The 26,780-nt window shown below is 59.6% G+C and carries 24 protein-coding genes and 1 pseudogene; 10 read left to right on the top strand and 15 right to left on the bottom strand.

All coding sequences use genetic code 11. From position 1 onward, the window contains the following. Positions 1-253: 253 nt before the first annotated feature. Both MOV75_RS01430 and MOV75_RS01425 read left to right on the top strand, forming a co-directional pair. Complete coding sequence (locus MOV75_RS01430; RefSeq protein WP_246917209.1) at positions 254-1,237, top strand: NAD(P)H-binding protein; 984 nt, start codon at positions 254-256, stop codon at positions 1,235-1,237. Between the two features lie 154 nt (positions 1,238-1,391). Continuing rightward, positions 1,392-1,607, top strand: a complete 216-nt coding sequence (locus MOV75_RS01425) for a hypothetical protein (protein WP_247004583.1) — start codon at positions 1,392-1,394, stop codon at positions 1,605-1,607. 64 nt (positions 1,608-1,671) lie between these two features. Here MOV75_RS01425 and MOV75_RS01420 read toward each other — a convergent pair whose 3' ends face one another. Beyond that, positions 1,672-2,847, bottom strand: a complete 1,176-nt coding sequence (locus tag MOV75_RS01420) for a trans-acting enoyl reductase family protein (protein WP_246917213.1) — start codon at positions 2,845-2,847, stop codon at positions 1,672-1,674. Positions 2,848-3,084: 237 nt separating this feature from the next. Here MOV75_RS01420 and MOV75_RS01415 point away from each other — a divergent pair, with 237 nt between their 5' ends. Beyond that, on the top strand, positions 3,085-3,876 hold the full coding sequence (locus MOV75_RS01415) for an SDR family oxidoreductase (RefSeq protein ID WP_246917216.1): 792 nt from the start codon (positions 3,085-3,087) through the stop codon (positions 3,874-3,876). A 246-nt stretch (positions 3,877-4,122) separates the two neighbouring features. Here MOV75_RS01415 and MOV75_RS01410 read toward each other — a convergent pair whose 3' ends face one another. From MOV75_RS01410 to MOV75_RS01385, 6 genes are read right to left on the bottom strand one after another with little or no spacing between them, the layout of a single operon-like run. Beyond that, complete coding sequence (locus MOV75_RS01410) at positions 4,123-5,673, bottom strand: class I adenylate-forming enzyme family protein (protein ID WP_246917219.1); 1,551 nt, start codon at positions 5,671-5,673, stop codon at positions 4,123-4,125. A 7-nt stretch (positions 5,674-5,680) separates the two neighbouring features. Continuing rightward, on the bottom strand, positions 5,681-6,097 hold the full coding sequence (locus MOV75_RS01405; protein WP_246917222.1) for a Zn-ribbon domain-containing OB-fold protein: 417 nt from the start codon (positions 6,095-6,097) through the stop codon (positions 5,681-5,683). A 2-nt stretch (positions 6,098-6,099) separates the two neighbouring features. Then, positions 6,100-7,269 (bottom strand): thiolase family protein, encoded by a 1,170-nt coding sequence (locus tag MOV75_RS01400; protein WP_246917225.1) that lies wholly within the window; start codon positions 7,267-7,269, stop codon positions 6,100-6,102. 54 nt (positions 7,270-7,323) lie between these two features. Then, positions 7,324-7,731, bottom strand: a complete 408-nt coding sequence (locus MOV75_RS01395; protein ID WP_258719482.1) for a rhodanese-like domain-containing protein — start codon at positions 7,729-7,731, stop codon at positions 7,324-7,326. Between the two features lie 5 nt (positions 7,732-7,736). Further along, on the bottom strand, positions 7,737-8,243 hold the full coding sequence (locus MOV75_RS01390) for an aromatic-ring-hydroxylating dioxygenase subunit beta (RefSeq protein WP_246917230.1): 507 nt from the start codon (positions 8,241-8,243) through the stop codon (positions 7,737-7,739). A gap of 11 nt (positions 8,244-8,254) precedes the next feature. Next, positions 8,255-9,514: a Rieske 2Fe-2S domain-containing protein gene (locus tag MOV75_RS01385; RefSeq protein WP_246917232.1), complete on the bottom strand. Its 1,260-nt coding sequence runs from the start codon at positions 9,512-9,514 to the stop codon at positions 8,255-8,257. Positions 9,515-9,858: 344 nt separating this feature from the next. On the opposite strand from MOV75_RS01385, the gene MOV75_RS01380 reads away from it, so the two are divergent. Next, on the top strand, positions 9,859-10,644 hold the full coding sequence (locus MOV75_RS01380) for an SDR family oxidoreductase (RefSeq protein WP_309486922.1): 786 nt from the start codon (positions 9,859-9,861) through the stop codon (positions 10,642-10,644). Between the two features lie 45 nt (positions 10,645-10,689). Here the strand turns inward: MOV75_RS01380 and MOV75_RS01375 are convergent, their stop codons facing one another. From MOV75_RS01375 to MOV75_RS01360, 4 genes are all read right to left on the bottom strand, one after another. Then, on the bottom strand, positions 10,690-11,661 hold the full coding sequence (locus MOV75_RS01375) for a tripartite tricarboxylate transporter substrate binding protein (protein WP_246917236.1): 972 nt from the start codon (positions 11,659-11,661) through the stop codon (positions 10,690-10,692). A 60-nt stretch (positions 11,662-11,721) separates the two neighbouring features. Then, a complete protein-coding gene (locus tag MOV75_RS01370; protein ID WP_246917238.1) occupies positions 11,722-12,597 on the bottom strand; it encodes a tripartite tricarboxylate transporter substrate binding protein in 876 nt (291 codons plus the stop codon). Positions 12,598-12,842: 245 nt separating this feature from the next. Next, entirely contained in the window at positions 12,843-13,742 is a 900-nt protein-coding gene (locus MOV75_RS01365; protein WP_246917241.1) for a LysR substrate-binding domain-containing protein, read from the bottom strand. 273 nt (positions 13,743-14,015) lie between these two features. Further along, the gene (locus MOV75_RS01360) at positions 14,016-15,938 is read right to left on the bottom strand and encodes an AMP-binding protein (protein ID WP_246917244.1); all 1,923 of its coding nucleotides are present in this window, start codon (positions 15,936-15,938) and stop codon (positions 14,016-14,018) included. Between the two features lie 375 nt (positions 15,939-16,313). On the opposite strand from MOV75_RS01360, the gene MOV75_RS01355 reads away from it, so the two are divergent. The 3 genes from MOV75_RS01355 to MOV75_RS01345 all read left to right on the top strand — a co-directional run bounded on the left by MOV75_RS01355 (position 16,314) and on the right by MOV75_RS01345 (position 19,474). Next, entirely contained in the window at positions 16,314-17,996 is a 1,683-nt protein-coding gene (locus MOV75_RS01355; protein WP_246917247.1) for a tannase/feruloyl esterase family alpha/beta hydrolase, read from the top strand. Positions 17,997-18,196: 200 nt separating this feature from the next. Beyond that, the gene (locus MOV75_RS01350) at positions 18,197-18,586 is read left to right on the top strand and encodes a hypothetical protein (RefSeq protein ID WP_246917250.1); all 390 of its coding nucleotides are present in this window, start codon (positions 18,197-18,199) and stop codon (positions 18,584-18,586) included. A 564-nt stretch (positions 18,587-19,150) separates the two neighbouring features. Continuing rightward, positions 19,151-19,474 carry a hypothetical protein gene (locus tag MOV75_RS01345; RefSeq protein ID WP_246917253.1) on the top strand — a complete coding sequence of 108 codons (324 nt, stop codon included), beginning with the start codon at positions 19,151-19,153 and terminating at the stop codon, positions 19,472-19,474. A 518-nt stretch (positions 19,475-19,992) separates the two neighbouring features. Here MOV75_RS01345 and MOV75_RS42590 read toward each other — a convergent pair. The 3 genes and pseudogenes from MOV75_RS42590 to MOV75_RS01335 all read right to left on the bottom strand — a co-directional run. Continuing rightward, positions 19,993-20,223: pseudogene (locus MOV75_RS42590) on the bottom strand (transporter substrate-binding domain-containing protein); the annotation flags it as partial. A 162-nt stretch (positions 20,224-20,385) separates the two neighbouring features. Further along, the gene (locus MOV75_RS01340) at positions 20,386-20,634 is read right to left on the bottom strand and encodes a hypothetical protein (protein WP_246917256.1); all 249 of its coding nucleotides are present in this window, start codon (positions 20,632-20,634) and stop codon (positions 20,386-20,388) included. A gap of 421 nt (positions 20,635-21,055) precedes the next feature. After that, positions 21,056-21,826: a LuxR family transcriptional regulator gene (locus MOV75_RS01335; RefSeq protein WP_247004581.1), complete on the bottom strand. Its 771-nt coding sequence runs from the start codon at positions 21,824-21,826 to the stop codon at positions 21,056-21,058. Between the two features lie 100 nt (positions 21,827-21,926). On the opposite strand from MOV75_RS01335, the gene MOV75_RS01330 reads away from it, so the two are divergent. The 3 genes from MOV75_RS01330 to MOV75_RS01320 all read left to right on the top strand — a co-directional run bounded on the left by MOV75_RS01330 (position 21,927) and on the right by MOV75_RS01320 (position 25,328). Continuing rightward, a complete protein-coding gene (locus MOV75_RS01330) occupies positions 21,927-22,826 on the top strand; it encodes an alpha/beta hydrolase (RefSeq protein WP_247004579.1) in 900 nt (299 codons plus the stop codon). 11 nt (positions 22,827-22,837) lie between these two features. Next, complete coding sequence (locus tag MOV75_RS01325; RefSeq protein WP_246917264.1) at positions 22,838-23,596, top strand: glucose 1-dehydrogenase; 759 nt, start codon at positions 22,838-22,840, stop codon at positions 23,594-23,596. A gap of 103 nt (positions 23,597-23,699) precedes the next feature. Next, positions 23,700-25,328, top strand: a complete 1,629-nt coding sequence (locus tag MOV75_RS01320; RefSeq protein ID WP_246917267.1) for an AMP-binding protein — start codon at positions 23,700-23,702, stop codon at positions 25,326-25,328. 115 nt (positions 25,329-25,443) lie between these two features. Here the strand turns inward: MOV75_RS01320 and MOV75_RS01315 are convergent, their stop codons facing one another. After that, a complete protein-coding gene (locus MOV75_RS01315; RefSeq protein WP_246917269.1) occupies positions 25,444-26,655 on the bottom strand; it encodes an ABC transporter substrate-binding protein in 1,212 nt (403 codons plus the stop codon). Positions 26,656-26,780 lie beyond the last annotated feature (125 nt).

Genomic DNA, 26,780 nt, shown 5'->3' with positions numbered 1-26,780 from the left:
CCGCTTCATCTCACAATCGATCGCGATGCCGATCTGAAAAATGCCGGACCGTCGCCATTGCTGAGCGACCGGTCCGGCCCTCGACCATAGCCACCTACTTTTTCAGACCGTGGAGAAGAAATTGCCTGAAGCACTTTCTTCGGAGGCACGGGCGAACTTGCCAAGCGAGATGGGATGGGAACTCCAACCATTTTGCGGCTCAAGGCAACACTAACCGCGCCGGAGACCGACTGCTGACCTTGGGAGACGATTCATGTCGAAGCGAAGTCCAATCCTGATCACCGGCGCCGGCGGAGAAGTTGGCTCGGTCAGTAAAACGATCACCCACATGCTGCTGGAGCAGCAATATCCAGTACGTGCCTTTGTCAAAAGGGACGACGAACGGGCCGAAGCGCTGCGGGAAGCCGGTGCAGAAGTATTTGTCGGGAATCTTCTCGATCTCGCCGACGTCGTCGCCGCCGTGAAGGGCTGTCAACGAATTTATTTCAGCATGAGCTTGAACCCCTATTATACCGACGCCAGCATCCTGATGGCTGCAGCCGCACAAGAACAAGGGGATACCGAAGTGTTCGTGAACATTTCGGAATACGAGCAGTGCTACATGACCTTCGACAGAATGTCGACTTCGCACGATGCAAGACGCGCTTGGCTGGGCGGCTTGATTGGCGATTGGTCGCGGCAACAACGGGCTCACTGGGCTTCGGAGCGGGCGTTGAAATGGTCAGGCCTGCCGGTTGTGAACGTTCAAGCGACGATGTTCGTCGAGAATCCCATCCTGTCGTGGTTTCCCCTGAAGCAGCTCCTCGGTGCAAATGAGCTGCACCTGCCGTTTGGGTCGCAGAAGGTTGCGCCCATTGCGGCCTATGACGTTGCAGTAGTATGCGCGAAGATTTTGATGGATCCGTCGGGGCATGTTTCGAAGTCTTATGCGTTGACCGGTCCGACGTTGAAAGACATGCACGGGGTTGCGGAGGACTATGCCGCGGTGCTGGGCCGGCGTATTTCTTACGTTCCTCAGGCGGCGGACGCCTGGATCGAGACTTACGTCAACAGCGCTTATGCGTCCCGCAATCCGCATGTCGCAAGCCACATAAGGGCGCTCGTCCACTTGGTCGCGGGCGGACGCTATGACATCGTTGACGACCAGCTCGAGCGGTTGCTTGGGCGTACTCCGAAGGACATACAATGGGCTTTGAAGCGATCGCCGCGGATTCGCGAAGCTCTGCAGAACGCATAGATCGATGGGACGCGCCGCCGCGCGGGAAGGCGGGCAGCTTTATCGAAGCCGGCGCGCAGGCACTGATGGAAACCAATCGGAATTTCCGCGGCCCGAGGTATATGCTCGAACTACAAGGCCAAGCCAGGCGATCTTGATCCTCCGACAATCGTGGTTGGATCCGCGCGGCGTCGAAGAGCCCCCCGAAAAAAAATGGCCCGGGATCAGAGATCCCGGGCCAGTCTGGGAGACCCGCGCGCCCACTTCACAGCGCAATCCAAAGAACAAGCTGCACGATGACAGCGAAAGGCAATCCGAAGGCCAACGCGAGAAGCTGACCTTCTCTGATTTCATCGACGCTCGGATCGGGAAAGAATTCGATCGCGAATAGACCACATTCCATGAGCCGCCCCCGATTTTTCCTGAACAACAATTTTCCCAGCGTTCGTCCTTTCTCAGCTCTCGACTTTGAAGGTGAGCCCGGCATTTCGAACCAACCGAGGTATCAGCTTCTCGCCCATCGCCGCGCCAGGCGTCCAAATGCCAGCAGCGACGTCGCTCGCGTCCTGCAGGAGGCAGATCGCGCATTCCGTGATCATTTTTGACGTCGATCCGTAACCTGGGTCCCTGTCACCTCGAACCGCGACAGAGATCTTGCCGCGATCCTTGCTACTCCCGATGAACAGGATGTCGTAACAACCGGCCTCACGTTCCGCCTTCGACGGGCCCTCACCTGGCTTCGGACTGCCTTCGCCGCCGAACGATCTGTTATCCTCCGCAATCTTGGCGGCCGTCATCTCGCCCTGCTTGCCGGGACCGGCGACGATCATCTCGTCGTAAACGAAACCGGTCCCGTAGCTGTGCCCCATGAGAGCGTTCGAGCGATGAACGTTGCGCGTGTTGATCGGCGACATGATGAAGGGGGCCACCCAGGCGCCGAGGTCCTCGTCGAACTCAATCTTCATTCCATGCGGCTGCTTCGGTCCAGCAAAGCCGGGCGTCAGAAGAAACGGATCCTTGAGCTGGTCGAGCACCTTCGGATTACTCATCGCGGCGGCCATCGTCGCGCGTGAACTGGCTGCAGTTCCGCCCGAGAACGTGCCCTTCATCACCCGGACCCGGCCTTTCACGTGCTCGGCGGGCTCTCCCCACGCCTTCCTGGCGGCGCCCTGCAGGAAGAACACGCCGAGTTCGAACGGCACGGAATCGAAGCCGCACGAGAAGATGATGCGCGCCCCACTCGATCGGGCCTCGTCCTCATGGGCGTCGATCATGCTCCTCATCCAGACGGTTTCGCCGCTCAAGTCGAGATAGTCCGTGCCCGCGCGAGCGCATGCCGCCACCAATTTCGATCCAAAAAGCTGGAAGGGTCCGACCGTGGAGATCACGGCGCGCGTCGACCGAGCCAGCGCCTGCAGCGACGCTTCGTCGTCCGAGTCAGCCTTGATCAGCAATGTATCGTCGGGCGCGCCGATCTCGGCGCGGACGGTGGCGAGCTTCTCGAGGTCGCGGCCCGCCATTCCCCATTTGATTTTCTTTCCGTATCTCGTCGCGAGGTACTCGGCCACGAGCCGACCGGTGAAGCCACTGGCGCCAAAAACAATCAGATCGCAGGCGCTATCGCGTACCATACTCTCGCTCCATCAGTGCTCGGAGGCGCGGCCTCACCTACGGCCACGAACTCACGACTCACGAAATGACTCATCCTGCCGATGAGGCTGAACCGTTGTTTTTCATCAATTTTCCCGGCATCGAGAAAACATTCTGACTATACAGTAAGTTTCATTGATGTAAAGTATGCCGCGTCTCGGCTGCCCCTTGCGGCTGAGGTTCGGATGCCCCCTCCAACAGAACATCAGGTCTTCAAAATGGTCAGCTTGAAAAGCTTGCTCGATCTCTCTGGAAAGAAAGCCCTCGTGACCGGAGGCTCCCGCGGGCTTGGGCTTCAAATCGCCGAAGCACTGGGCGAACAGGGAGCGGAGATCGTATTGTCGTCGCGGAAGGCTTCGGACCTTGAAAAGGCGCAGGCGCATCTCGCCGGCCGTGGAATCTCAGCACAATGGATCGCAGCGGATAACTCCAGGGACGATGACATCTCACGTCTCGTCGACGAGGCCCTCGGCAAGCTCGGGCGAATTGATATTCTCGTCAACAATGCGGGAGCGACATGGGGGGCTCCGACCGAAGATCACCCTATCGAGGCGTGGGACAAGGTCATGAATCTCAACATTCGCTCCCTCTTCCTCCTGAGCCAGCAGATCGGAAAACGCTCGATGATTCCGAACCGATATGGTCGGATCATCAATCTGGCGTCGATCGCCGGCCTCCTCGGCAGCACGAGCACGACTCAAACGATCGCCTACAACACGAGCAAGGGCGCCGTGGTCAACTTCACCAGAGCACTCGCCGGCGGCTGGGGGCGCTACGGCATCACGGTGAACGCGTTGGCGCCGGGCATGTTTCCCTCGAAAATGACCAAGGGCACGATCGAGCAGGTCGGCATGGAGAAGCTGACGACAGGCGTACCTCTGCAGCGCATCGGTGACGAAGACGACCTGAAAGGCGCCGCCCTGTTGTTCGCCAGCGAAGCCGGCAAACATATCACCGGTCAGATCCTAAGCGTGGACGGCGGTCTAACGGCTGTACTGTCCTCATCCTAGCGAGCCCTCATAACCGATCAGCTGTTATCTTGGATGAGATGCTCCACGAGTTGTCGGGTCGAAGCCGCCTCTCGTGCTTCGCCGCGCCGCTCGCGACGTTCACCGGATTGACGCTCGACACCCGTTGTTCGGGACTCAAGGAGCTTCTTATTCAAGATTCAGGAACCCACTCTTCAAGAGTGAGGAACCTTCAAGGCCTCGACAGTTGATTTCCGAACGGCGATCGGCGCATCGACTGTCGCATGATCAACCCCGGGCTGCTTCGGGCGACAGACGCAGTAATCGTTCTGCGCGCAGCCGCAGCTCGTGTTTCAAGACCTTGCCGGTACCGTTTCGCGGGAGGTCATCGACCAGGAAGACGTGTTTGGGCTTCTTGTAACCAGCGATTCGCCCTTGCGCGGTTGCGATCACATCTTCGATTGTCAACGAGCTATCCGCCGAGCGCTCGACGAACGCAACAACCGACTCGCCGTAGACATCGTCTGGAATACCGACGACGGCGGCGTCCACAATGCCGGGGTTGGTCAGCAGGGCCTGCTCGACTTCCTTTGTGTAGACATTCAAGCCGCCGCTTATGATCATGTCCTTCTTGCGGTCCACGATATAGAGGTATCCAAGCTCGTCGCATCTTGCGATGTCGCCGGTATGCAACCAGCCGTCGCGCAGCGCCGTCGCCGTCTCCTCGGGCCGTTCGTAATAGCACCGCATGACGGTGAAACGCCCCGGCTCGCCCGATCGAACGAGTAGCTCGCCCGGCTGTCCCGGTACGGTGTCGGCCCCGCGATCATCGACGATCCTGATCTCCACGCCCGGTGTCGGGCGTCCGATCGATTCGGGCCGGACGAACTGTTCCTCGTGCGCGAGCGACGTTACCGCCCCGGCTTCCGTCATGGCGAAGAAGGAGACGAGGCGGACGTGCGGAAGCAAGGACAGAAACTTCCGTTTCAGCTCCACCGGGAACGCCTCCCCGGTCACGACAATGCACCGCAACGAGGCGCACCGCGACGGGTCTTCCTGGATTGCAGGCAGCATCATGCGACAGACGGTCGGCACCATTCCGACCACGGTGATCTTCTCGTCTTCGATCGCCCGGACAGCCGCGACGGGATCGAACGTCTTGAGGATCACCAAGGTCCCCCCGAGACTCAGGGCGTTCGCCAGTCGCGCCAAGCCGGCGCGATGCGCCAGAGGCGTTGTAACGAGATAGTTGTCGTCGCTCGAAATGCCCCATTCGACGGCGTGCACGAAATAGTTCTGCACGATGAGGTTCGAATGGGTAATAACTGCTCCCTTCGGAGCACCGGTCGTGCCTGACGTGTACATTACCAATGCATCGTCCGCAAACGGCAGGGGATGCAGAGGAGCAGGATCGTTGGCGCGCAACTCGGCCAGGCCGATCGCGCCGAAGATCTTCGCCCCGGTCGAGATGAAGACCGCGTCCGGAAGGTCCTTCGCGACTTCAGCGCGCAGAGCGAAGTCCGCCTCCAGAGCGACCGCGAACGGTTTGCTGTCCCGGCAGATGTATTGCAGCTCGAGGGGCGTCAGCCGCGTAGATACCGGAACCACGATCACACCGATCGTGAACGCCGCATAGAGAAGCTCGACCAGTTCGATTCCATTCGGCAGATTGATGACCAGCCGGTCTCCGGTCTTTGCGCCGAGTTTGAGCAGGCCGGTCGCTAGATTGAGTATCCGCCGGTCGAGCTCGCTGTAGCTGACACGATCGCTTCCACAGACGAGTGCGGTCTTTTCGGGATAGCGGACCGCTTGTGCTCGGAAGATCGTGTCGAGCCGCATCGAAGCCTCAAACGATCCGGAACGCCGGGTACTGTACGTCTTCCGAGAGGCGGTCCCAGCTTACTTCGACGCGCTGCCCGATCGAGACCCTGTCTGGATCCGTGTCGACGATGTTGCCGAGAATCCTGACCCCTTCGTCCAATTCGACCGTCGCGACCGATAGCGGTAAGCGGCCCTCCAGCCCGGGACCCGGAACGCGAATTACCGTACAGGCATAGATCACTCCTTTTCCCGAAACCTCGCGCCACTCCAGATTTCGGCTCCCGGTGAAGATGCTGACCGGGCGCGGATAGTGCTGGAATTGATTGGTGTCCTTGCAGAACTGCAGCACGAGTTTTCCGCGTTTCGCGGCTTCCCAGAACGGAGCGGTGTCGACATAGACCGAGACCTTCGGAACGGGGCGCGCGACCGCTTGATCAACCATCGCTAGGCCTCCAGGATCAGGGCTGCGCTTGTGCCCCAGTTGCGCGCAAATGGGATGACACCGATTCCCGTGACCAGGGCGTTCTTGGGATCTTTCACCTGTCGACCGCCTCCTTCTCCGAACATCTGTCGAACAGCCTCGGCCAGATTGAGCCCGCCGCTCGCCAATCCTGGTTGCCCGGCCGAGATCTGACCGCCTCCCGTGTTCAGCGGCAATGTGCCGGTGCGCGAGAGATCCGTACCCAGAGTGAAGTCGCTGCCCTGCCCGCGCTCGCAGAAGCCGAAGTCTTCGAACTGCATCATGACGGCGATCGTAAAATCGTCGTACGGCTGAAACATCCGGATGTCCCGGGCAGACAAACCGCTCTGTTTGTAGATCAGGGGAGCGATGACAGAAAAGCCCGTCTCCGTTATGTCGGGACACGAACGGTCACCGTGCAGATTGGTGATCTCGGCGTAAGCCGTGGGGTAGACCATCTTGCTCAAGCCCAGCGCTCGCGCGCGCTTCTCGGACGTAACCAGGAAGGCGTTCGCCCCATCGCAGAACATCACACAATCCAGCAATCGAAGCGGGTCTGCGATCACACGGGAGTTGAAGTAGTCCTCCATGGTGAGAGGCGTCTTGAACTTCGCAAGCGCATTTTCGTTATGGAGCGCGTGTTCACGCTGTGTGACCGCGATTTTTCCAAGGGCTTCCGATTTGATCCCATATTGATGATGATATCGGCTCATCAACAAACCAAAGCTCGCGGGAGGTCCTTGAACACCCACGGGTTCCTGAAACTCCCCTCGATATGCTCCGTAATTCGCTCGCCAGGCCGTGCTCGGGGCATCCGCGCAAAGAACAACGACGGTTTCGCACAAGCCGTCTCGGATGGCTGAAGCAGCCCTCGCGATGCCGCCCGTGGCGGAGCATCCCCCGGTGCCGCTATAATTCAGCCATTTCGGCGAAAGCCCCAACGCCTCTGCCATATACACGGGGAAAAACGGATTCGGACACTCGCTGAGCGGCGCAGCGACCGCCATGCCGTCGATCTCGGATTTTGGGATGCCCGTGGATTGCAGAAGCTTCGCTAGAGCCTCTCCGCCGAAGTCATACGCGCTGCGCCCGGATTTGAACTCGACAGGAGTTTCGGAATAGCCCGCTATGACGATGTCACGCTTCTTCGCCAAGCTGATCTCCTCGGAATTGGAATTGCCGCTGCGCCGGCGCACCGGAACGCAATTTCACGGTTGTCTCCAGGGTAGTCCGTCCGCCTTCCAACCGACCTTGGTGCCGCGATGTCCTTCTTCGTCGGCATCGCCCTCGAAGCCGCCGGCGAGACTGAAGCACCGCGCAAACCCTGCCTCGAAGACAGCCTTCGCGGCAGCGAGGCTTCTGCCGCCGGAGCGGCACATGAAAATCACCGGGTTGGCCGGATCGTACGTCGCCTTCAATTTTCCGATAAACTCGGGATTGACGCGCATCTCCGGAAAGACACGCCAGGAGATTTTGGCAACCGCCTTTCCGAGATCCGCAAGATCCGGCACTCCGACATAGCCCCATTCCGGCTCCGTCCGCACGTCGACGAGCCGCGCGTGCTTGTCGGCAGCCAATAAGTCCCATGCTTGTCGCGGCGAAATTTCCGTCGTCATCGGTGTCACAACGGAATAACGATCAAAATATCGACGTTCCGGGAATCCAGGATCACCACTCGCTTCCGGAAGCGGGGCTGACCATCCTCGATCACGACTTCGTCGAGATATCTGCCGACCGCGAACAAGTCCATGCGACCGGTTTCCATGGTTCGCACGATCTGAAAGTTCGACCGAGCCGAAACCACCATATCCGATGTCTGCTCCAGAAACTCCGATCGTCCGATGATGTGGCTATAGGTATGTGGCTCGAAAATGTTGGCCGAATAGAATGCCTTCACCCGGTCCTGCATCATACCCCTTCCGACACAACGCACGACGCCGATCGGAAGTCCCGCCTCATGGTTCTCGCGGGTCGTCACGTGGTACAGCGCGTCTGACGTGAAGAACTGCGGCCACGCATCCAACCTCATGTCGTCGACCGAATGTGCGTAGGCTGCGATCAAATCCACGACTTGGTCTCGCGTCGGTGCGACCATCTGCTTGGAGGCTTTGTCGAGAACCTTGTGCATCTCGCCTCTCCTCAGAAGCCCATGATGTGGCGATAGCCGTGCCAGAAGCCGCGAACCGCGGTTTCCGTCGCGCGCGAATTCCTTTCGGATTCGACTTCACGCCCCCCCATCTCGATGAACGACGACTGGTCGGGATCGGCGCGCGTTCCGCGCTGCACGAATTCGTTGATGCAGCCGTCCTCCAGGGAGACGAGGCCGGCGGCACCGGTCAGATTGCTTTGCATCACCCGCATGCTCGACTGTTCATCGGTATCCCGCTCGTAGCCCAGATAGATCCAGAACAATTCGGTCTGATCCACGCCGCGCGGGGCGAAAAAGCGGATCGCCAGAGAATTGAGCGTGAACTGAATGCACATGTTGGGAAAGACGGTCTGGATACTGTGGGTGATGCCGTCGTCGAACTCCTCCCAGGCCTCGAGCAAGCCTGGGCCATCCAGAGCAGATTCGTAGTTGGCCGAATGCACCTTCGCATCCGCATATTCGGCCGCCTCCTGCATTTTCGTGCGACGCGCGAAGCTCAGATGGTGCCATTTCCGCTCGGACAGCGTGATGCCGCCGTCCATGTCGAGGCGGTTCACCTTGAAGGTTGTGTAGAACGTGTGCAGCAGGGTCGCATGATAGGAATCGCGCAGGTTCTCGGCGTATAGCTTCCAGTTGTTGTGGATCATCTGGCTGTGCGTTCCGAGGATGCGCAACGGTCGGCCGAGGTTTCGCTTGATGAACGATGCCATCTCGGGACCGAGATACGCCTCGACGTCCTCGATCTCGTCCGCAAAGGTCCCGAAGATCATCCCGCAGAACGACTCCACCCTCAAGGGGCGGAGCCGGTGCTGCGCCGGATCGAAATCCTCCGGCATGCCACCCTGACCACGCACACCGTTGCGGAAAGCGACGCCCTTGAGCTTGCCGTCGAGCTCGTAATTCCAAGCGTGGTAGACGCACGAGAGGCTCGCGACGTTGTCCTTCTTCTTCAGGCAAACCAGAGCGCCTTTGTGCGCGCAGCGATTGACCATCGCGTGTACCTTGCCGTCGCGGTCGCGCGTAACGACAACCGGCGTTTCGCCGACGGTCGTGGTCCGGTAGTCGCCGGCATTCTGGATCTCGATGTCCAGGCACAGGAAATTCCAGGTCTTTCCCCTGAAGATCCGCTCCTGCTCCAGCTTGTAGATTTCGGGGTCGGTGAACAGACGGTATGGCGCGCGGGTTACGCCCTGCGGCGGCCATCGGAATTCCGATGCTTTGTTGCGTTCTGCTTGAGCCGTCGGCGACATGAGATATTGCTCCCGCTTCGTCCACTTGAGGGACTTTGCGGGATACTAGGTGTCGCTCTCGCCGAGCTCCAATACATTATTTCGCTGTATTGATAAGCACTCGCTATCACCAATCGGCATCGGACTCTACCGGTTGGGCGCAAACCCGACGGCCCCAGAGAGGCTCTCGGTTTGAAGCCGTGGCGAAAGTCGTCGCTTGCCCTTGCGCCTTGCCCCGATGGCCGATCCAGCAGTGGCGACGAGGTCTCGGTTTTGTATCCGCTCTCGATCTTCCAAACTTTCCATTTGGCGACAATCCAACACGCGCATATAGTTCCGATTTGGAATTGATCAACCAAGCACGCATGCGAGCAAACGACATGGCTCAGTCCACTCAATCTTCCGTTCAAGACGTTGCGCTCATAGTCGGCGGCGGTCCGGGCATTAGTTCAAGTTGCGCGAGATTGTTCGCAGAGAATGGCATGCGTGTTGCCGTAGCGGCGAGGAATCCCGAAAAAGCGGTCCTTGAGAAGCTCGAGAAGATGCATGGGGTGCATCGCTACGCCTGCGATGCGAGCGAACCGGTCGCTGTAGATCGGTTGTTCGCGAAGATCGTGCAGGACCTCGGGACACCGAGGCTTGTCGTTCACAACATTGATGGCCGCGTCCCCGGCATTTTCCGCAAAAGCGTGATCGAAGCGGACCCAGGCATGGCGCTGGAAACGCTTCGCAACGCTGCATTCAGTGCATTCCTGGTGGGGCAACAGGCCGCCAAGGTCATGCTTGGAAACAAGCCCGACGCCAACGGGGCAAAAGGCACAATCATCTTCACAAACGCCAGCGCCGCGCTCAAAGGCTTCCCATTGAGCGGTGCGTTCGCGATGGCATGTCATGCCAAATCGGGGCTCGCACAAAGCATGGCGAGGGAATTGATGCCGCAAGGTATCCACGTTGCGAATGTGCCCATTGACGCCGCCATCGGCTGGACCCAGGAGGACGGGACCCGCGCTCACCGGCTGGCCGGAACGACCGTCGACGACAACATGGTCGACCCCGATCATATCGCCGAAACCTATCTGCACCTGCATCGCCAACATCGATCGACCTGGGCGTTCGAAGTGGTGCTTCGGCCGTGGGTCGAAAAATGGTGACGATTGCCAGCACAGGACGGCCTACAACCGGTAAACTCGTGTCGCCTATTCTATGATGGATATCCCCGAACTCTTGATAACGTCTCCCCATTTTTCAGTTTCATCCTTCATGAATCGGCCGAACTCCGCACCGAAGACCGAACCCGCTTGCGCGCCCGTCGCTTCAAGGCTCTTTCGAAAGCGCGGGTTCGACATGACCCGCTCTATGTCGGCTGTCACTTTTGACACGATATCGGTCGGCGCTCCCGCCGGCGCCAACACGCCGAACCACGAAGATGCCTCGAAGTGAGCCAATCCGGCCTCCTCAAACGTCGGCACGTCGGGCAGTGAGTCCAGACGTTTTGGGCTTGCAACGGCCAGAGCGCGAACGGTGCCCGCCTGCACCTGCGGAATGACGGTAGGTAGATTGTCGAAGAGAATGGGAACGTGGCCGGCAATAATGTCGTTCATGGCCGGCGCGGCGCCGCGATACGGCACGTGCCTGAGCTTGAGGCCCGTCATCTTCTTGAACAATTCCGCCGACAAATGATGCGTCGATCCAATTCCGGAGGAAGCGTAGTTGAGTTCATCCGATTGTTTCCTGGCGAACTCCAAGAGCTCGTCGAGCGTGGAGATCGGCAGTCCCGGATTGACGATCAGCACGATTGGAACGGTTGCGAGCAGTGCGACGGGCGTGAAGTCTCTCGGCGGATCGAACGGCAGCTTCTTGTAAAGCAATGGATTTATGACGATTGGACCGGGCGAGGAGACCAGGTAGGTGTATCCATCTGCCGCCGCAGACGCGGCGGCCTGGGTCCCGATATTTCCGCCCCCTCCCGGCTTGTTCTCTACGACAACATTTTGTTGCCAAAGCTCGCTGAGCGCTTCCGCCAGGAAGCGCGCTGCGGCGTCGTTTGAGCCTCCGGCAGGGTTCGGCACGATCAGTCGAACAGTCCGCGCCGGAAACATCTCGGCTGGGGCGGCGCTCACCTGACCGACGAGCGCAAGAGCAAGCAAACCCAGGACCAATCTTTTCAAGGCGTGCTCCACATTGACTGATCAATAGAATGGCAGTTCGGCGCCGCGTTCAGTCTCCGGTCAGTCCAGCGTTATGTTCAAGGACTTCACAAAGGGCTCCCAATAGTCGGACTCACTCTTCAACAATTTCTCTGTATCCGAGCCGTTCATTGGAGCGGGGATCGCTCCGAGATCAGTCAGCCGGGCTTTGGTCTCTGGATGGTTCACCGCGTAAAGAGCTGCAGATTCCAGCTCGGCTCTCGCTGTTGCGGGAATCCCAGCGCGCGTGCATACCGCAAACCAACTTTTGTTGATGAACTCTGAAAGGCCCGCCTCGGCGATCGTTGGAACGCCTGGCAGCGCCGGCACCCTGACGTCCGTGGATACTCCAACCGGACGGATCGTATTCGACTGAATGAGGCCGATTGTGCCTGGGACGTTGTCGAACATCATCATGATATTCCCGGCGATGAGATCCTGCAGCGCCGGCTGCGTACCGCGATACGGGACATGAATCATCTCGACGCCGGCAAGCCTCTGAAAGAGCTCTCCCGACAAGTGCATGATGGTGCCTTGGCCGGCGCTGCCAAAGCTGTAGCGGCCAGGACTCGCCTTCAGATAAGCAATCAACTCCCGCAGGTTCGTCGCCGGGACGTCCCTGTTCACCACGAGAATGTTCGGGATATAGGCGATGTGGCCGAGCGGAACGAGGTCTCGATCCACCGCGTAGTTCAAGTTTCGAAACAGGAATTTGCTGAGCACCAGCGTGCTGAGATTGCCCAACAGAATCGTGGAGCCATCTGCTGCCGATCGGGCGACTTCTCCCGTACCTATCGTTCCCCCGGCGCCAGACCTGTTCTCCACGACGATCGATTGTTTGAGATAGTCGCCCATATGACGAGCGACGAGGCGCGCCACGGTGTCGGTGGAAGCGCCCGGCGAATAGGGAACGACCATTCGAAGAGGACGCTCCGACAATCTTCCCTCTGCCCGGACGGATCGTACTCCGGCGGCTGCAGACAATGTCAAAGCCAGCGCGTCTCGCCGGGTGATGGACCTTACCGCCACTTTGACCCCCTCAGTCATCCTCCCTGTCGCCAATCTTTAGAGGCGTTCAAAGGAGACTACCGAGCGGAGCGTTGTTGCAGCCAATAATGATTCCCTCCAATTTAATAAGAAGATCGTATTAGCCGCGACCATCATCAGGGTGACGGCCGCGCCAGCTTTCTCAACTGATCGAGGAATGCGACGACGGCAGGGGCTCGCTCTGACTTGCGATAGACCATGGCCAGATCGGACTGCTGGTTGATCTTCGCCAACGGCCGATACACCACGTCGTCAATCCGCAGCTTCCGAAGTGAATCGGGCACGAACGCCACACCGAGACCGCCCGCGACCAGTCCGGCAAGAGCCGTGAATTGTCCCGCGCGTTGCGCGATCTGAGGCGACAATCCGCCCGCGGCGCATATCTGGGCAACCTGCGCGTTGAAACCGCTGCCCTCCTGAATCTGCACGGCGACGAATGGCTCGGACTTCAACGCGCTCAGCGTGACGCTCTTTTGCCGCGCGAGCCGGTGCCCGCGCGGGATCGCCAAGATGATCGGCTCGCGATGCAGCGACATGATCCCAACGCCGGTCGGCACCGACTTCACGGGAAGACGAAGGATGCCAAGATCAAGGCGGCCACTGCTGACGTCGTCCAATTGCTGGACGATCCCGACCTCGTTCAGGCGAAACTCCACGAGAGGATTGCCTACGCGAAACCGGGCGATTGCCTTCGACAGGACGCCCGTGAAAATAGCTGACCCCACGTATCCAATTTCGATGTGCCCCAGTTCGCCGCGACCTGCTTGGCGCGCCACTAGCGCGGTCTTTTCAGCTTGCTGAAGGGTCCTGATCGCCTCGTTCAGCGTGACCCGACCGGCGACGGTGAGCTTCACGGATCTCTTCGTTCGGTGGAAGAGCTCGACATCCAGTTCGCGCTCGAGAGCCCGAATTTGCTGCGTGAGTGCCGGCTGCGCAATGCCCAGACGCTCGGCTGCCCTTCCGAAGTGCAATTCCTCGGCCAGAACGGACATGTATTTCAAGCGACGCAATTCCACTCTCAGCCTCCCGTGGCAGCCTAGACCTTACGAGTGTAACGTTCACCCGACCAAGCTCATTCTCCGTTGAATAACGCCTAGCCAAATTGAACGGGGCCATATCGTGGAGCAGGTCAAGCCGGTCACAGTAAGGAAGAAAGAACTCAGCGTCCCGAATGCGCCCATAGGCAGGAGAGCCCTGACGGGGTCGCCTGGTCGACGTTCACAAGCCCACTGCCCGACGGGCGCACCAAATTCGGCAGTGGCCGAGAAGCGCAACGTTTGTCCCAGACCTCATTTGCGCCAGATGACGCCACTCTCGGCCGGCCGACGGGATCTCCGTCCGAGGGCGCTCGGCATTCTTGTCACGAATTCTATCTCAGGCGGCAGCGAATATGGCGGCAGCTGCCCCCGGGCGTGTTGAGCAATCTCGTCCGCGACGTCAGCTGAGGGTCTTCGGCCGGAATTGAGAACAACGAACGCCTTCACGACTTCACCGCGCAGCCTATCGGGCCTTCCGACGACTACGACCTGCGCCACGGCTGGATGCGAAGTCAATGCCGCTTCGAGTTGGCTAGGTACGACCAGATAGCCGCTACTGCTGATCGCATCTTCCTTCATTCCCAGGAAATAGACATTCCCTTCCGCGTCCATTCGGCCGATGTCCCCCGTGAGGTAGTACCTACGGCCGAAGTTATACCTGACTGTCGTGCCCTCGGTTTCATTGTGATATCGGTCGAACCAGTGCAAGGGCGACTTTTCAGTATCAATGGCGATTTCGCCTTTTTGGCCTATCGAACATTCGCGACCGCCAGCGTCCAGGATGACCACTTTAAAACCCGGGACTTGATGGCCGATCGACCCGGGCGGGCGGCGGAATTGTAGTGTCACCGCCTGGTGATTGGATACGAACACGCCCGTTTCAGCTTGCCCATAGTGGTCATGAAGTCGTACGCCCAGCCGTTCGGCGGACCAATTTATCAGTTCGTCCGGGAGGAGTTCTCCGACACTCGAGGCCACGCGGAGACGGAGCTCACCTGTGGCAGGCTGAATCTTGTCGAAACTTCGCATGGCGTTGTACCAGTATGGAGATGCCGCCAGGTTCGTAACCTTGTGTTTCGCCAGCACACGATAGATCTGACCAGCGTCAAAGGGCCCATCGCAGAGCACGGTAGCCCGCCCGAGCAGAAGTGGGCCTATGATCGCGTAGTAAAGGCCGCCACCCCAGGCCGGATCGCTGAGATTCCAATAGACATCGTCATCGCGCAGATCGAGCCCGAGGCGCATGTGCTCCTCGATTCCAGCCAAAGCGCTCACCGGAACAGGAATGCCCTTGGGCGTCCCTCCGATACTCACTGTGTACAGGAGAACGAAGAGATCCTCTCCGCGAAGGCTGGTAACGCTCTCCAGAGGGGTAGCCATATGAAGACTGGACCAGAATGATCGGTCTTTGGTGGGCCCCGGCACGGCGCCATAACCCTCGACAACAACGACGCGCAAACCACCCGCGACGTCCAACGCGCTGCTTCGCAGCGAACGCGTGGTGATCAATACTTTGCTCTCGCTATGGGTTAGCCGAAAGGATATCGCCGCACTTCCGAAGGCTGTGAACAGAGGAACGTGAATGGCGCCCAAGCGCCAAGTTGCAAGCATCGCTATGAGCAACTCCGGACCTTTCGGAAGGAGAGTTGCGACGGCATCGCCTTTTCTTATTCCGAGGCCACGCAGGACTGCTGCGAAACGCCGCGAATAGTCCGACAACTCCGCATAAGTCAGGCGGGAGGTGTGGCCGGCTGCGCTTTCGTAAACAAGGGCCACCGCCGATCCCCGTTCCGAAGTCTTGTGCCGATCACAGAGCAGCGCCGCAAGCGGAATCGAAGCTCCGACGTATTTGGCGTGCGACAGAGCCGACAGTCGAGCAACTGCGTTCGGACTGAGATTGTGCGTGCCAAAGCGTGCCGCAGCGATCGTGCCGAGCACGAAGGTGTCAGCTCCGAGATAGTAGCGACGCGTGCTTTCGTCCTGCTCCAAGAGGCTCTCTCTGATAAGAGCGGCGAGCAGTCTGCGAACGGTCGCTTTGCTCAGTCCGGAGTCGGCGACCAGATCGGTCAATCGTGCACCACGATTGCCATGCGATGCCACCTCCCGCAGCAGAACGACGGCTCTCTGGAGGCTTTGAGTTCCCGTTCCGCTTTCGGCGGCATCTGCGTCAGGCATGTGCACCCCTCCCCGGGCAATCACTTCCGTCACTGCGAAGTCCACATGCTGGACCAGCGGCGGATGAAATAGAAGCCCTCGGCTGGCGCGTTGTCTTGCGAGACGTTTTCGCGCTTCGTAACATCGAGAGACATTCAATCAAGGTCCATCATGTGGACCTAAAAACATCGATCGTGCAATCGATCGGGAAGCCTGCTCACCGCAGGCGTTCAAGGGAGGGACGAGCGTGCGCAGCAGCGCGGGCCGCGGATAAACTTTGCCCGAATGCCAATTTGTGAACGCGGCGGCGTGACCGGCGCACAAGCGCTCACGTGCGGCTGTCACGTCGTCAAGCTGGCGGCTCCAAAATGATTCCACAGCAAGGGAGGGTGAGAGATGATCGAGACTGAACGACGTGGACGACGAGCTTCAAGGTACCTGCCGGCCGCTATCGTGGGTACGGTGATCGGGTTCGCAGCATCACCGGCGTCGGCGACGACGAGTTGTTCGCAGCTGGCGAGCAGCTTTCATCGACCAAATACGACGATAACGACGGCACAGAGTGTTCCGGCCGGAACGTTCGTCACGCCGACGACTCCGCCTCAATCCATCACCGGCCTACCGGACTTCTGCCGGGTGGCGGGCTTTACCACGCCCACGAGCGACTCGCACATCGGTTTCGAGGTCTGGATCCCCGAAACGGGATGGAATTCGAAGTATCTCCAGGTCGGGTGCGGTGGCTTCTGCGGCGCGATCTCCTATCAGCAAATGGCCGACCCACTGCAGCGGGGTTACGCCGTCGCAGCAACCGATGACGGGCATCAGGCCAGTGTTGTCGACGCAAGCTGGGCGGCCGGGCATCCGGAAAAGCTGATCGACTTCGGTTATCGCGCTCTGAAGGAGACGACGGACGTCTCCAAAGCGATCATCAAGGCCTTCAAATCCGCCGGCGCGAGGCGATCCTATTTCATGGGTTGTTCGGACGGAGGCCGCGAAGCATTGATGGAGGCACAACGTTTTCCTCGCGATTTCGACGGCATCGTTGCAGGCGCACCCGCAAACAACTGGACCAACCTTTTCACCGGCTTCTTGTGGAACGAGCGAGCTCTATCCGCTACCAAGGCCGGCGACCTCTCCCAGGCGGATGTCGACCTGGTAAGCAATGCCGTGCTCGCACAATGCGCCGGCCGTGACGGCGGCTTGAGCGCCGACAAGTTTCTGAACAACCCGCTGGCGTGCAAGTTCAAGCTGGAAAAGCTATCGTGCAGGGCGACCAACTCGGCAACTTGTCTCGCACCCGACAAGATAGAGGCAATCCAGAAGATCTTCTCGGGGCCGCCGCGCATTTTCCCGGGCTACGGCCCAGGCGGTGAAGCAAACGTCGCCGTCAATTGGCCGCTCTGGATTCTTGGTCCCGGCAACCCGGCTCTAAGTCTGCAGGGCCTGTTCACAAACAGCTACTTCCAAAACATGGTGTTTCCCAATTCCGGATGGAATCCCAACACCTTCAGCATCGAAGAGAATCTCCGCCAGGCTCGCATCCGAACTGGCGCGATCCTGAACTCGGTCGACCCAAATCTGCAGCCTTTCGCGCAAAGCGGTGGCAAACTGATCCAATATACAGGTTGGGCCGACACCGCGATTTCTCCGCAAAGCGACATCGACTACTTCAAGGCAGTCAACGAAGCTATGGGTGGACCGAGGCGCACCAGCGAATTCTATCGGCTATTCATGGTGCCGGGCATGGCTCATTGTGGCGGCGGACCAGGCGCGAACGCATTCGGCCAAGGCGGTGCGACGGGGCCCAACCCCTCCGATCCGGAGAGTGATATTCTCTCGGCTCTCGATCGCTGGGTCGAATTCGGTAGAGCTCCGGAAAAGATAATCGCGACGAAGTACCGTAACGACGATCGGACTCAAGGCGTCGCGTTCCAGCGGCCACTGTGCCCCTTCCCGAAGACGGCGAAATATGAAGGGCGTGGCGCAAGCACGACCGATGCGTCAAGCTTCGAATGCTCGCGTGACGAAGGCGATCACGACGGCCATCACGGCCGCGACGAGCGGGCCGACAATCGCTGACCAACGCGGCCGGGAGCCCGCCATCAGCGGTGCTCCCGGCCCATACTTTCGCTCATGAAGTGCGCACACAGGCCTTGTCTGGATCGAGGCTCGTCGAGGTTGGCCATGGATGTTCGTCGATGCGTGTGATCCGACGGAGCCGAATATGGTCGTCTCCGAACGCCGTCCTGATGACATTGGTTCTATCTGGATCGCTGTTGATGAGCAGCAGACAGGCAGTTTGTGAGGAGCTGTTGATCGAGGGGAATGAAGCGGTATTGCGTCTGGATGCCCGTGACGTCCCGCTCGGACGGTTGCTCGATGCCATGCAAAGGAAATTCAATCTGCGCTACCGGACCGATAGTCCGCTCGACTCGTCCGTGACCGGAACATACAGCGGGCACATGCACCAGGTCGCCGCGCGCCTTCTCGCAAACTATGATTTCGTCATGCGAACGAGTCCGGAAGGCCTCGATGTGCTGATCTTTCGGCGGACTATGGAGCCTGTCCGCTCTTTGCCCGCCTCCAAGGAGACGGCTGCCGCGTCGTCAATGTTTCAATTAACGTCGAACCAGATCCTCGGCGTCGTTCTTTCGGGGCGCTTGCCCTAGCGGGCGCATCGCCGAGATGAGGAAGGGGGGCGTTCCCATCGTCAGCGTCGGCAAAAAGAAATATCCGGGAAGCCGCGCCTTCGAGATGTACGCGATAGAGGGCGCCTATAGGACGGTCTACCGCCTTGATGAAGTGAGGGGTGTGATGGTGGTGGTACGAGTAGCCCTTCAAAGCCGAAAGCCGGAATGCGAAAGCATCCCGGCTTCTCCTTGGAAACTATTTCCTCCGCCAGACTTGGACGCTGCTTCTAAGCGGCCCAATCTTCCTTACCGGCTGAGCCGGGGAGCGGATTTTTCCTTATAGCAACTTCGCGAGCGCTTCGAACAGAAGCACTAGGCCCGTAGCTATTGATACTGCATCCTCACGATTAAGAAGCACTAAGCCGTTCCAGGCACCGGAAGCTATGAGGTCCGCTTCGCGGACGGCCGGCTGAGCGTCTATTTCTATTGGGACGACCTGCCGGGCCGACGGCTTCGGCCGGACCTGCTGGCACGTAGCGAGGCCGAGGCTAAGGCCAAGGAGCTGGCTCGCATCGAGCGCGACAAGCTCGCCGGCGCCAGTGCATGAAGCACGTCGAGAACCGCCCCTTCGCAGATCCTCAAGTTGCCGCGCGCAAGCTCATCGAGCTCGCCGCCAGCGTCGAGCCTGTCAACGGGCGCATTCACATCGAGAAGAACAACGCGCCGTTCCTCTCCAAGAACGGCTGCAAGGCGACCGGCGCGGAATTCGGCGCCGGCATCCCCCCGGCGCGGAAGCGCCCTGAAGCCGGGGCCGTCTCCCCGCCACGGTCAGGTTTGGAGTTTGCGTATGGTTCCTCGCCCTCGATCGCGCCGGCTGACCAGGATGAGCGCCCGATCTACATCTGCCAGACGGTCGCCTCCTCGTGAGTCCACGTTGATCAGCGCGTCCGACCCAAGATTCATAAGGACACAGATTCGAAGACTCGCAACGACTTTGATTCACACTTGGGCATCTAAAAACTTGACCGGCGTTAACGCTCGCCGCGAAGTCACTGATACGGCGCGCGAAATTGCACGTCGACCGGTCCTCCAGAAAAAATTTACAAAATCGTTTTGTAAGAAGAGATCACATAACCCCGGACTCCGGGCAGCCCCGTATTTTTCCCAAGTCAGTACTGCGGCCTCTTCAGCAGCTCCGGCAACCGAGAGATCGCCTTCGCGATCCGGCGCGCCTCCTCGCGCGACAAAAACTATTGGGTGTATTGGTACCCGTTGCGGTGCAAGTCCTCTCGGTGTGGGACCCCGCAGATGAAGAAGCCGCTGGCGTCCGATACGACGAACGTATCCGAGCAGCCGTTACAGCATGACGATGCCGATACTCAAATTCTGACCAGATCGCGACCTCGCGCGGAGCCACGCTAATCGGACAATCCGACGGTCCGGCGTGCGCTGAGACGCTGCGGATAGAACAAGTTCGCACCGACCGCTTGGACCTGACCGGAGAGCAGCGCCTGGATCGTGGCCGCGTCGTCGTCAAATCTGCGGATTTCGGTGCCCGCCGGAGCGTTGTTGGTAACCTGAGTATCCTACGTGGACGACCGCGGAACGCCAATCACGTACTTGGCCATATCGGCATTGCTGTTGATCGGCGTTGCCTGGGCCGCGACGAGCGTGAGCGGCAGGCGTGCAACCGGCCTCACCGATCGCCACTCCCACGCGCAGCAACAGGAGCTGAACGAAATTCTGAGCAAGGCCGCAGAGCGCGGTGAAAGCCGACCAAGTCGCCAATGATATGCTGATGATGAGACGACGATCGCGGCGTTCCGCCTGCCGGCCAATTACAATACCAAATACCGTGCGAATGGGAGGCCACCGATCGCGCCGATCTGCCAGTCTGCGAGTTGAAGATCCTGCTTTATCCGCTCGGCCAGAACGTTAACGATCTGCCGGTCCAGGGCATTTAGTATATTTGCGAAAACCAGCAGGCTTATGCCATATGTCAGATAGCGCGGCCCATAAGGTAAGTGCGGGTCGCCTTCTGGTCGCGATAAGCGAAGCTTCGATTGACCAGCTGAAGTCTCCAGCATCAAGGATTGCTCGCGCGATGCATTGCAGCGCTGCCAAACCCTCTGGTGATGCAAGGGGCGCCTAGCAACTCCATCATGATCGTCCCTTAGCTTTCCAACATGCTGCAATGGAAACTCAACAGCCCGAAACCTGAGCTGTTGTCCTGAGCTGCTGCCGGATTGATGGACAGCGGGTAAGCTAATCTCACCTTGCTCCCGAACTCAACAGGGCTGAGGTAGCCTAGTCGAGTGGCGCCTGATCGCATCCTAGAACCGCCCTCGTTCCTTGTTTGATATGCCTTCCCCGCAGCGCCAGGCATGCCAATAGCCGCGATGGCGACACGCCAGTTTTTCGCCGTAGCTCAAACCAGGAAATCGATGGATGCATCTGATAAGATGCGGGACCGTGAGTGCCGTTTGAATATGCTCAGCAAACTCACAGCTAACTGAGCGGGCCCAAAATCCCGAGCTGTGCAGCGATGGCCACGGCGTGTGTCCGGTTAGTGGCGTCCAGTTTGCGTATGACATTATCGAGATGATACCGGACCGTTGTCGGCGCCATCCCCATCAACGAGGCGACTTCAGCCTCGCGGCAGCCTTGGGCCGTAAGTCGCAGGCACTCCCACTCGCGGAGCGTCAGTTTGCTCAGCTCCTCTTCGCGCGTATGCAGCGCACCGATCATTTTGCGGTAGGCATGCATGAAATGGTGCCCTGCCGCGAGAAGCTCGGTCGTGGCTTGCGACAGCAACTCCTTGGCCTCTGAAGTCGACAAGGGCCCGCCCCACGATACCATGGCGACCTGTCCGCGAGGCAGATGAACCGGCGTCGTGATCAGGGATTTGACGTTCATCAGCCGCATGGCATCGACAATCTGTCTCAGTTCCGGACGGCCGACGGGCACCTTTTCAAGTTCCGAAGTTAGGAAGGGCAGGGCGCGGATCCTGCACCGGACGTAAAGGGGATTCTTGAGCATGCCGTTCCGCTGCCACCAGAGCTTCATGATCTCGTCAGACCAACCCTCGCGGCGGAGGAACGCATCGATGTGCGGATTGAAGCTTGGCCGGGAAATGTCGGCCGACCACGCCAGAACCGGCATGCCGACGGTGCGGGCAATATCCTTGAGGGCCTGCTGAGCGGCGTCGAAGTCCGGTGCCAGTTCGAGGCACCGCACGGCACGGCACAATTCGGTCGAATCGACGGCAGTGCACGGCACGACTGGGCAAGTCCTACGGTTTCCGAGGGGCGCTTCCGCAACGGAAACGGGTTAGTCCCATCGGCGGAAGGTGCCTTATTCTAAGGCAAAGAGAAAACGTATGCCAAGCACTGAACTAGAGGCGGTGGTCGCCCTGTTGCGGGCTCATCCGCTTGATTTGTCCAGTTCCGAGCAGAAATTGAGAACGCGGCTCGACGGATTCGCCAGCATGTTTTCGGTGCCGGCCGGCGTCGATGTCACCTCCACGCGGCTGGGTGGCGTCGCCGCCGAGCATATCGTTGCCGACGCGAACGGCCCCGTCGTCCTCTATCTTCACGGCGGCGGTTACGTCACGGGGTCGCCGGCATCGCATCGGCATGTCGCGGCGCTGCTCGCCAAGGAAGCTGCAGCACAGGTCTATACGCTGGACTACAGCCTTGCGCCGGAGGCGCCCTTTCCGGCAGCGCTCGACGATGTCCTCGCTGCCTATCGTGCGGTGCTCCTCAAGCATGGCGACGCCAAGATCATGTTTGCGGGTGATTCCGCCGGCGGCGGGCTCATCTTCGCTGCGGCGGTAGCCGCGCGCGAGCAAGGCCTGCCTTTGCCGGCCGCATTGGTGGGCATGAGCCCCTGGGTCAACCTCGGCACGGAAAGCGAAAGCTTCGACAAGCTGGTTTCCGTGGATCCGACGCTATCGCGTGCGGTGGTCGACTATTTTGTCAGCCGATATCTGGCCGGCCAGGCGTCGACCGATCCACGCGCATCGCCGTTGTTTGCGGACCTATCAGGCCTGCCGCCGGTCTTGATCCAGGTCGGCGACCGGGAATGCTTCTTCGGCGACGCAGCCCTGATGCACCAAACCCTGTTGTCGGCCGGGGTCGACAGCGAAATTTCGGTCTGGAAGGGCATGTTCCACGTTTGGCATTTGTACTGGCCGATACTTCCGGAAGGCCGGGACGCCATCGGCCGCATCGCCAGCTTTATCGCCGCGCACGGCGCCCGCAATACGGCGCCAGCCTGAAAGGAGAAAGAATGGCCGGACTACTCGCTGGGAAAGTCGTGATGGTGACCGGGGCGGCATCAGGCATCGGCAGCGCCGCGGCGGTCGTGTTTGCCGAACGCGGCGCAAAGGTCGTCGTAACCGACATCAACGCCCATGGCGGCGAGACCGTTGAACATATCAGGCGGACCGGCGGAATCGCCGAGTTCGTCCGCATGGACGTGTCGGATCAGGGCCAGGTCGAAGCGGCCGTCGTGTTCGCTGCAAAGACCTATGGCCGGCTGGATGGTGCCTTCAACAACGCAGCATCACCGGAACGACTCGGGAGCCTGCTGGACGGAAGTGAGGCAGATTTCGAGCGCATCCTGTTGATCAACCTCAAGGGCGTGTGGCTGTGCATGCGCGCTCAAATTCGTCAAATGCAGCAGCAGGGCGGTGGCGGTTCGATCGTAAATACCGCCTCTACCGCCGGTCTGCGCGGTTCGGCGAAAATGCCGATCTACAGTGCGAGCAAGCATGCCGTGATCGGCCTCACGAGATCGGCGGCCCTGGAGTTTGCACGAACCGGCCCGCGGATCAACGCGATCTGCCCCGGTGTCATCGAAACGCCGATGTTGCAGGACGTCGTCGCTGGCAACGAGCGAGCTCATCGGGCATTTTTGGCGAGCCAGCCAAACGGTAGATTGGGTAGTCCCAATGAAATCGGAGAAGCCGCCGCATGGTTGCTTTCGGACGCAGCCTCGTTCGTCACCGGCACTGCCATGGTGGTGGATGGCGGGCAGACGAGCTGAGAGTCTCGCGAACGTGTTGCCCCTCGATCCCTGAAAATAGAGCTAACATTTCGTTTCGCGTGCGCCACAAATAGAATGACAACGGCACGCTTGGGAGGACTGGATGATCGCCGCTGATTCGCGCGTGCCCCTGGCCGATGAATGCGTGCTGCGTGACCTGCTCGAACGACATGGCAGGGAAAGGCCCAGCGCCACTTTTGCCGTCATCGAGGAAGGGCAGAACCTGACCTACGGAGACATGTTGCGCCTGGTCAGGGAGACTGCGGCGGGCCTCCAGGCGCTTGGCGTTCGGCAGGATGATCACGTGCTGTCGTGGCTGCCCAACGGACTGGACGCTCTCAGAGTCTGGTTCGCGCTCAACTACATCGGAGCGGTCTATATGCCGCTCAACACCGAGTATCGGGGGCAACTCCTCGAACACGCGATTGGGCTGTCAGATGCGAAACTCATCATCGCGCATGGGGGTTTGTCGCCGCGGCTGGATGGGATCAGCTGTGCCAACCTGGAAAAGGCGGTTTTTATCGGCGGCGTCGACATTTCCGAATGCAAACTCTCCGATGTTGTCATCCACGGCCCGGAAGCACTGCGTGCACCAGCCGAAAGCTTACTGCCACTCTCCCGACCGATTGAGCCCTGGGACACCCAGACCATCATCCTGACGTCAGGCACCACAGGGCCGTCGAAAGCGGTCCTTTCGTCCTATGCGCATCTGTACGCACTTTGCGGCCCATCGAGTTGGCAATATGCCGGTGAGAACGACCGCTTCATGATCAATCTCCCCATGTTTCACGTAGGAGGAACGTCCTGCGTATACGCCATGCTCATTCGCGGCGCCTCGATCGCCATGGTGGAGGGTTTCAGTACAGAAACGTTCTGGTCGACGATCAGGCGCACTGGAACGACTGTGGTCGGACTCATGGGGGTGATGGCGCCGTTTCTGGCAAAGGCGCCACCGTCACCCGATGACCGGAACCATGGACTGCGTGTTGCCGTCGTCATTCCACTGATCGGAGACGTCGGTGCGTTCGCCGAACGGTTCGGGGTTGAGGTCTACACCGTCTACAATATGACCGAAATATCCACGCCGCTGATCTCAGATCGCAATCCGCTGGTGCCAGGTACCTGCGGCCGTCCTCGCGCGGGCGTACAGGTTCGCATCGTCGACGAGAACGATTGCGAGGTCGCGGACGGCGATATCGGAGAACTGATCCTGCGCACCGATGCGCCATGGGCCATGAATCATGGCTATTACAAGAATCCGGAGGCGACGGCGGCCGCTTGGCGTAACGGCTGGTTTCACACCGGCGACGCCTTTCGTCGCGATGCCGACGGAAACTTCTTCTTCGTGGATCGTCGCAAGGACGCCATCCGGCGTCGCGGCGAGAACATGTCGTCCTTCGAGATCGAGTCCGAAGTAGGGGCCCATGCGGACATCAAGGAGGTCGCCGTCGTTGCCGTACCGAGCGAGTTCGGCGAGGACGAGGTGCTTGCCGTGGTTGTTCCAGTTGCCGGGCGGACCATAGACCCGGCCGAGCTGATTGCATTCTTATCGGCGCGCATGACCCGCTTCATGATCCCGAGATACATCCGGATCGTGAACGAACTGCCGCGGACGCCAACACAGAAGGTACAAAAGCATCTCTTGCGCACCGAGGGCGTGACGGCCCACACGTTTGACAGGGAAACAGCCGGAATCACGTTGCGTCGCGAACGGCTGTCGGGGGCGGGGTAATCATTAGTAATCGGTCTCGGTGCGGATCTCCGGATGACCAAGCGGCGCAGGCCGATGCCACGGGCGTGCTCCACCCGTGCCACCAATATTTCCTCGCTTCCGCTGCGTCTCAAAATCAGTTCACCAGGACGCAATCCTTGGACATGGGCCGGAATGCTTCGATGCCCGGAACCTTGCGAAGAATCTTGTAATAATCCCAGGCCTCCCTGGACTCCTCCGGTGTCTTCACCTGGACCAGATACAGATCATGTAACAGGCGTCCGTCTTCGCGCAGTGTGGAGGTACCGAAGGCTTGATCCGAGACCGGTAATTGCTTCATCTTTGCGATCACGGTAGGGCCGGCATTGGACCTGGCGGCATATACAGCCTTGAGATAATGGGTAACGACTGAATAAGTGCCTGCCTGTACGGCGGTGGGGACCTTGCCGTCGTAACGTTCGGAGAACCGCTTCGAGAACGCTCGAGTCCCCTCGTCGGCATCCCAATAGAACGCTTCGGTGAAAATCAGGTCCCGGGCCACCTTCAAACCCATGCCGTGAATATCCGGAATCAATGCCCAAAGCAGAACGAGCTTTTGGCCACCTTTCGGAATCTCGAACTCCTGCGCCTGTTTCACTGCATTGATGGTGTCGTCGCCACCCTGCAGGATTGCAACCACGTCCGCTTTGGAGGCTTGCGCCCGCAGCAACTGGCTCGCGAAGTCCGGATTGTTAGGCGGCGTCTTCACTGAGCCGGCAATCGTTCCGCCCCTGGCGAGGATGACCTCACGGGCGGAATCCTCGAGGGCCTTGCCGCCGGCCGCGTTCACCGTGACGAAAAACCAGCTCTTTCCCCCTTCCGACATTGCGGAAGCGGTTGGCTTACCGATCGCCGCTTGGTCATAGGTCCAGTGTACAGTGTTCGGCGAACACTCCTTGGTGGTCAGGTCGTTATGGCCCGAGCCGCTGACCAGAAGGGCGGTCGACGATCCCTTGAGCGCGGCATTGACCGCGAGCGCCGAAGGCGAGTGCGGAATGTCGATGATGGCATTGACGCCTTCTTCGACCCATTTCCTTGCAATCGATACGGCGAGGTCGGCCTTCAGTTGAAAATCGGCCGAAACGATGTCGATCTTGAAGGAGGCGTTGGGGTAGGCCTTCTTGAAGTCCTCCACCGCCATTTCGGTAGCGACCACGGAACCTTTTGCGCCCCATGATGCGTACGGGCCGCTGAAATCGCTGAGCACGCCGAGCTTGACCCTCTCTCCTGCAATCTGCGCGTGAGTTGCCGTGCAGATAAGGATCGAGAGCAATGAGACAACGATCTTTGGTGCGTCGTACAACTGCATGAAATTTTCCCCGCATTTCTTCTTTGAAGCCGGGGAGCCGATCGCCGTGCAGCAAACAGCGCAGCCTCGACGAGATGGCTGAGTGGAGCATCGAGTGTGGCAACCGTTTCCGACAGCGCAGACGC

The organism is Bradyrhizobium sp. PRIMUS42, assembly GCF_023006515.1.
In the GTDB taxonomy this organism is placed as follows: Bacteria; Pseudomonadota; Alphaproteobacteria; order Rhizobiales; family Xanthobacteraceae; genus Bradyrhizobium.
The sequence above is the reverse complement of the archived record's forward strand: the minus strand, read 5'-3'. Positions and strand labels throughout refer to the sequence as shown.